The following is a 6603-nucleotide window of genomic DNA, read 5'->3' on the forward strand; positions in this document are numbered from 1 at the left end:
AGATATATAAAGTTAGCATAAATAATTATTAAACGGATATTTGGTACCGCTACATCGCTATAAAATTAAGGTTTTGGACTATCCATAAAGTAAAAAAGGCGTTATCCTTTCTGTAGAATTATAGGAAAGGATGGCGTTTTTTATGTCTGTTTCTGTGTCTGATGAATTACAACTATTTGCTCAAGAGATTCAAAGTTTTTTATCTCCAAATACCTTACGGGATCTTGCTAGAGATGTTGGTTTTGTACAACGAACTAGTAAATACCAAGCAAAAGATTTAGTCGCTTTATGTATATGGATGAGTCAAAATATCGCTACAACCTCTTTAGCTCAGTTATCTAGCTGTTTAGAATCATCCACAGAAGTACTCATCAGTCCAGAAGGACTGAATCAACGGTTTAATACATCAGCAGTTCAGTTTTTACAACATATATTGACTAACCTTCTAAATAAAAAATTAACTTCATCTATGCCACTTTCTTCTCCATACACCTCTGTTTTCAAGCGTATTCGCATTTTAGATTCCACTGCATTTCAGCTTCCAGATATATTTTCAACCATTTATCCTGGGGCTGGAGGATGTAGCCATACTGCTGGGATGAAAATTCAACTTGAATATGACCTATTAAGCGGACAATTCCTACATATCCATACAGGTCCAGGGAAACAACATGATCGAACCTATGGTTCTCTGTGTGTTCCAACTGTAACACCAAATGATTTATGTATCCGTGATTTAGGGTATTTTCATTTGAAAGATCTTCAACATATACAAGATAAAAAGGCTTACTATATCTCTCGTATTAAATCCAATACACGTATTTATCAAAAAAATCTCACACCTGATTATTTTCAAGATGGAAGAATCAAGAAAGGTACAGAGTATATACAGATAGATATGGAGGTATTAATGAACTCTCTCCAACCAGGACAAACCTATGAAATATCCGATGCTTATGTAGGAATGACTGATAAAGTACCAACTCGTGTGATTGTTCATCGACTTACAGATGAACAACAACAAAAACGATTGCAAGATCAAGTTGTAAGAGAGAAAAAGAAAGGAATAAAGTATTCCCCTCGTAGTAAACGTCTCAGTGGTATCAATGTATATATGACAAACACCTCTACAGATACTGTCCCGATGGGACAAGTACATGATTGGTACTCTTTACGTTGGCAAATCGAGATTTTATTTAAAACATGGAAATCATTCTTTCATATTCACCATTGTAAAAAAATAAAACGAGAAAGATTAGAATGCCATTTGTATGGGCAACTGATCGCCATTCTCCTCTGTTCTTCTACTATGTTTCAAATGCGTCAACTACTTCTTATGAAAAAGAAACGAGAGCTGAGTGAATATAAGGCCATATATATGATTAGAGATTATTTTTTTCTTATTTATCAAGCCATACAGAAAGACACCCAAGAATTATCAAAGATTCTCATTCGCCTGTTCAACCTCCTACAGCAAAATGGGCGAAAATCTCACAGATATGAGAAGAAAACAGTCTTTGATATATTAGGTGTCGTTTACAATTCTACCATTTCTGAAGATCAAGCGGCCTAATTCAAAAAATGAAACCCGATAGGGTTTATTTCGCATGCAAACCTTTAAATTTTCTAAGCCTGGCTTTTAGAAAAAAGAAATAATCTCTACTATACTTGATATTGTATAATCTTAGCTTGATAGTGATGGGGTAGCACCACACATCCATCAACTTAAGAAAAGTAATCACCTCCAAAACGAAAAAAAGAGCTGACTTCTCAAAGTTACTAACTGTAGAGAAAGAAAATTTTCATTTTGGGGTGCAGTTCAATGTATGGTGACCCCTATAAGGTATAAGTATTTTTTTATTTAATATTTAGTGCTGTATCCATTTTATTTCAAGGATAGTTCATGGAAATATTCCCTTGTTAAGATTCCTCTATAAAAATAGTGAAAAATATAAAATTAGACTAATGTTGAACATCTTTTTTTGTGTTCTATTATTTTTTCATCTTAGGTTCTCTGTACCTAAGAATCATATATAGAAATTATTATCTACTAATAGTTTTTCATATACATAAAATTATTCCTTTAATTAGTTTCGAGAAATTATGTATATCTACCATCACTCCCAATCAATATGTAATTATTTTGTATAAATATCAAAAAAATTAACGAATAATGACTTTAATTCTCGTGAATATTCCTTATTATTTAAGTTAAATTTTGGAGCTATCGATTACTTCAGTCTTCAATCATTATATATAAATTATCCCTATGTTATAAAAACATATAAGGTCAGACGTCTATTGAAAAACATTTAATAACATTCCGAAATTTACAAAAAAGGAGTACGTTTGTAATGTAAATAAATTTTAAGGAGTGTTAAAATGAAAAAACAAAGCTTAGCTACAGCTATCACCCTATCTTTAGGTTTATCTGTATTCGGTGGTGTTACGTCTACATTTGCTATGACGGAAAAGAGTAATAGCATTACAAATCAACCTATTCAAATGGAAAAAGGGAAAATACACCAATTTAATATGATCAATGCTACACAACCTATAGATTTCGGGTATGATACGAAGAAAAATAAAGATGCAGCCAAAGAATGGGGAGCGAAACATTATAAGAAGTGGATAGATGATTTGCTAAAAGATGATACAGATGACAAAGAAAGTAAAGAAAGTAAACTAGAAAGAAAAAATGAAAGAGAAGCAATAAAAAGATATACAGGTAATGATTATACGAAGATTAATACACACCTTAGAAATGATCGAAAACCTGCAAATAAAGAGTTTGATAAAGAAATTCAGTACATAGATCGAGCGCTTGCAAAAGTAACAACTCCCGAAGCAGTAAATGTTTATAGACGAGTCTCAGAAGATGCATTTCTTGAAAAAGGTAAAAAAGGTGAAAAAGTTTAAAGAAGCGTTTAATCATACAGAACAATCGGAAAAAGCATATATGAGCACCTCATTAGTTAACCAGACAACAGGAAATTTTCCTAAACTGCCGATTCTTATTCACTTAACAATTCCAAAGGGAAAACATGCAGCATACTTAGGAAATCTAGCGAAATTACCTGAAAGTGAATTGTTAATAGCTCATGGATCTTCTTATAAGATCAATTCAATTGAACAGCAAGTAGATAGTAAAGAAAGAGAATATTTACTAATAGAAGCAACATTAAACTAACTAAATTTTTGAAAACCCTTAAATTAGCGGGTGTCTCTTTTAACTTAAAGTTTATCAATATTATTATATCTACTTAAGTTGAATGGATTTAATACTTTGTGCAGACTCAAAATAAGGTTAAAAGAGATTTAGTAGGGAGAACGTCACATCGCCATCAAGTTAAGTAATTTATTAACCCACAAAATAGAAAAATGAGCTTAAACCTCAAATATATCTGCAAAGATATAAAATTTTCGTTTTGGGGTTGATTTGTTTTCTTAAGTTGATGGCGATGAGGTAGCATCACGTTACTATTAAGCCGACAATATAAAATTTCTCTAAAATGAAAAAATACGCTATTCTTTCTGTAGAATCATAGGAAAGGATGGCGTTTTTATGTCTGTTTCTGTGTCTGACGAATTACAACTATTTGCCCAAGAGATTCAAAGTTTTTTATCTCCAAATACCTTACGAGATCTTGCTAGAGATGTTGGTTTTGTACAACGAACCAGTAAGTATCAAGCAAAAGATTTAGTAGCTTTATGTGTATGGGTGAACCAAAATGTAGCTATGACTTCTTTAACTCAGTTATCTAGCTGTTTAGAAGCATCAACAGAAGTACTTATCAGTCCTGAGGGACTGAATCAACGATTTAATAAGGCTGCTGTCCAACTTTTACAACACCTACTAGCCGAACTACTAAGCAAAAAATTGGCCGCATCTATGCCGATTTCTTCTCCATACACTTCTGTTTTCAAGCGTATTCGTATTTTAGATTCAACTGCATTTCAACTCCCGGATGTATTTTCATCTGTTTATCCAGGTGCAGGAGGGTGCAGCCATACTGCTGGGATAAAAATTCAACTTGAGTATGATTTGTTAAGTGGACAGTTCCTACATATTCATACAGGTCCAGGTAAACAACATGATCGCACTTACGGCTCTCTGTGTGCCCCAACTGTGACAGCAAATGATTTATGTATCCGAGATTTAGGTTATTTTCATTTAAAAGACCTTCAATATATACAAGATAAAGAGGCCTACTATATCTCTCGTATCAAGTTGAATACACGTATTTATCAAAAAAATCCTAACCCTGATTATTTCCAAGACGGAAGAATTAAGAAAGGTACAGAGTATATACAGATAGATATGGAGACGTTAATGAACTCCCTTCAACCAGGACAAACATGTGAAATAGCTGATGCTTATGTAGGAATGATTGATAAAGTGCCAGCTCGTGTAATTGTTCATCGATTAACAAAACAACAGCAACAAAAACGATTACAAGATCAAGCTGTAAGAGAAAAAAAGAAAGGAATGAAGTATTCTCCTCGTAGTAAACGACTCAGTGGTATCAATGTATATATGACAAACACCCCTACAGATATTGTCCCGATGGGACAGGTACATGACTGGTATTCTTTGCGTTGGCAAATCGAAATCTTATTTAAAACGTGGAAGTCATTCTTTCAAATTCATCATTGTAAAAAGATAAAATCAGAACGATTGGAGTGCCATTTATATGGTCAATTGATTGCCATTCTACTCTGTTCTTCTATCATGTTTCAAATGTGCCAATTGCTCCTCATAAAGAAAAAACGAGAGCTTAGTGAGTATAAAGCCATATATATGATTAAAGATTACTTTCTTCTTCTATTCCAAACTATACAAAAAAACACCCAAGAGCTATCAAAGGTGTTACTTCGCCTGTTCAATCTCCTACAGCAAAACGGGCGGAAATCTCATCGATATGAGAAAAAAACGGTCTTTGATATATTAGGTATCGTTTACAATTGTACCATGTCTGATAATCAAGCCGCTTAATTCAAAAAAGTGAAACCCGTTAGGGTTTATTTCGTATGCAAATCTTTCAATCACCTACACTTGCCCTTTAGAAAAAAGAAACAATCTCGTCTAAAATTGACTTTGCATAAGCTTAGCTTGATAGCGATGGGGTCTCACCAACAAAACGCGAATTTCGTACGCTAAGCAATTTCGACAAAGAAAAAGCCGATTTCCTGTACGTTAAGGGACCGGCTGTATTGTTGGTTTGGAATAAGGTTCGATCAAAATTATGCTGTGAACATTGATTTTATAATAGAAAAAACCCACGCGTTTTGAACAAAAATTAATCAAAATACATGGGTTTGATTTTGCTATGGAGTCGGCGATTCATATTCCCTCCTGATGGTGTGCCAAGTTCTAAACTATTTCTGGTTATTCTAGAACTTACGCTTTTACTCTTCCGTATTAAATTTTGCCTGCGCTCTATTGAATAATGAAGCATTCACCTTATTTCGCGATAATTCACGAAATAAATACTTACACCTACTAATAACAGCCCTACGACAAGGCGGTAAGTTACCGGTTCATCTAAAAACACCGTACCAATGAATACTGCAATGATCGGTACAAGAAACGTGAATGTACCGACTTTGCTTGCCTCTCCCGCATTAATAAGTTTATAGTAAATGATATATGCCAGTGGAATGCCAAAAGTGGAGCCATATCCGAGTCCAAAAAGGTATTTACCATTCCATTCAATAGCTGACCAGTTTTCAAAAATTGTTCCAGTACCTATTAGAATAGCTCCACCAATAATACACTGCAAAGACACCATCCAGAAAGCATCTACTTCGTTGCTCACTTTCTTCACATAAACCACACCAAGTGCCCAGCTAAATGCCATAAGCAACCCTAAAACAACACCAATGATCGATACATGAACGGTTAATCCGTCCACACTGACAACTACAATTCCAAGAAATCCGATAATCAAACCCATAATTTTAAACGGCGACATGTACTCTCCAAGCCAAATCCAAGCAAACAATCCAAGTAGCACTGGCTGAAAATAGACAAGCACTGAAAACAGTCCTCCTGGCAAATAAATGAGCCCTACTGTCTGTAACCCAAAAAAGAGAATCGTATTAAAGAATGCTGAAATACAATATTTCGACCAATTTTCACGCCATTTGATCCTGTTCCGCATTTTATATATGAAAGCTGCTAGTATAAGGCCCCCAATCACTGCACGCATACCTGCAAATAATAACGGGGGCGTATAAGGCACAGCCATTTTATAGATTGGCCAACTTCCACCCCAAAGAAAGATTAACAATAGTAATGCACACGTCGATTTTGTAAAGACTTTCCCCAATTGTATATCCTCCCTTCAATAGTTGAATAGTAAACTAAGTCTATATTTCGAATTAGGCTTGAACGCTCCTCCACCAATAGATTCTAGCCTATGTTAAGGGAAGATATCTGCACCCTTTTATTTATCCTTATCCATATCGAAAAAATTATCTTACCTCAGAACCCCATGCCCATCAACTTAAGAATCTAGACTACCCCCAAGTGTAAAAAAACGTTATTCTTTCTAAAAAGCTAACTAGAAAGGATGACGTTTTTTATGAATCTTTCGATTC

At 34.3% G+C, this 6603-nt stretch carries 5 protein-coding genes; 4 read left to right on the top strand and 1 reads right to left on the bottom strand.

What is annotated here, in order from left to right; all coding sequences use genetic code 11:
* Positions 1–142: 142 nt before the first annotated feature.
* The 4 genes from ACS2CR_RS32915 (at position 143) to ACS2CR_RS32930 (ending at position 4996) form a co-directional block, all read left to right on the top strand.
* On the top strand, positions 143–1573 hold the full coding sequence (locus ACS2CR_RS32915; RefSeq protein ID WP_153603186.1) for an IS4 family transposase: 1431 nt from the start codon (positions 143–145) through the stop codon (positions 1571–1573).
* A gap of 809 nt (positions 1574–2382) precedes the next feature.
* Positions 2383–2919: an ADP-ribosyltransferase gene (locus ACS2CR_RS32920; protein WP_153603120.1), complete on the top strand. Its 537-nt coding sequence runs from the start codon at positions 2383–2385 to the stop codon at positions 2917–2919.
* Positions 2906–3190, top strand: coding sequence for an ADP-ribosyltransferase (locus ACS2CR_RS32925; RefSeq protein WP_015406605.1), 285 nt, complete (start codon positions 2906–2908; stop codon positions 3188–3190). The genes ACS2CR_RS32920 and ACS2CR_RS32925 overlap by 14 nt, the downstream gene beginning before the upstream one ends.
* A gap of 375 nt (positions 3191–3565) precedes the next feature.
* Complete coding sequence (locus ACS2CR_RS32930; RefSeq protein WP_000116994.1) at positions 3566–4996, top strand: IS4 family transposase; 1431 nt, start codon at positions 3566–3568, stop codon at positions 4994–4996.
* Between the two features lie 463 nt (positions 4997–5459).
* Here the strand turns inward: ACS2CR_RS32930 and ACS2CR_RS32935 are convergent, their stop codons facing one another.
* A complete protein-coding gene (locus ACS2CR_RS32935) occupies positions 5460–6332 on the bottom strand; it encodes a DMT family transporter (protein WP_000520933.1) in 873 nt (290 codons plus the stop codon).
* Positions 6333–6603: the final 271 nt, after the last annotated feature.

The organism is Bacillus cereus group sp. BceL291 (assembly GCF_051776705.1).
GTDB lineage: Bacteria > Bacillota > Bacilli > Bacillales > Bacillaceae_G > Bacillus_A > Bacillus_A cereus.

Excerpts from the sequence above, each read along its gene's own strand:
- ACS2CR_RS32915 (WP_153603186.1), top strand. The coding sequence starts at position 143 with ATGTCTGTTTCTGTGTCTGATGAATTACAACTATTTGCTCAAGAGATT.
- ACS2CR_RS32920 (WP_153603120.1), top strand. The coding sequence starts at position 2,383 with ATGAAAAAACAAAGCTTAGCTACAGCTATCACCCTATCTTTAGGTTTA.
- ACS2CR_RS32930 (WP_000116994.1), top strand. The coding sequence starts at position 3,566 with ATGTCTGTTTCTGTGTCTGACGAATTACAACTATTTGCCCAAGAGATT.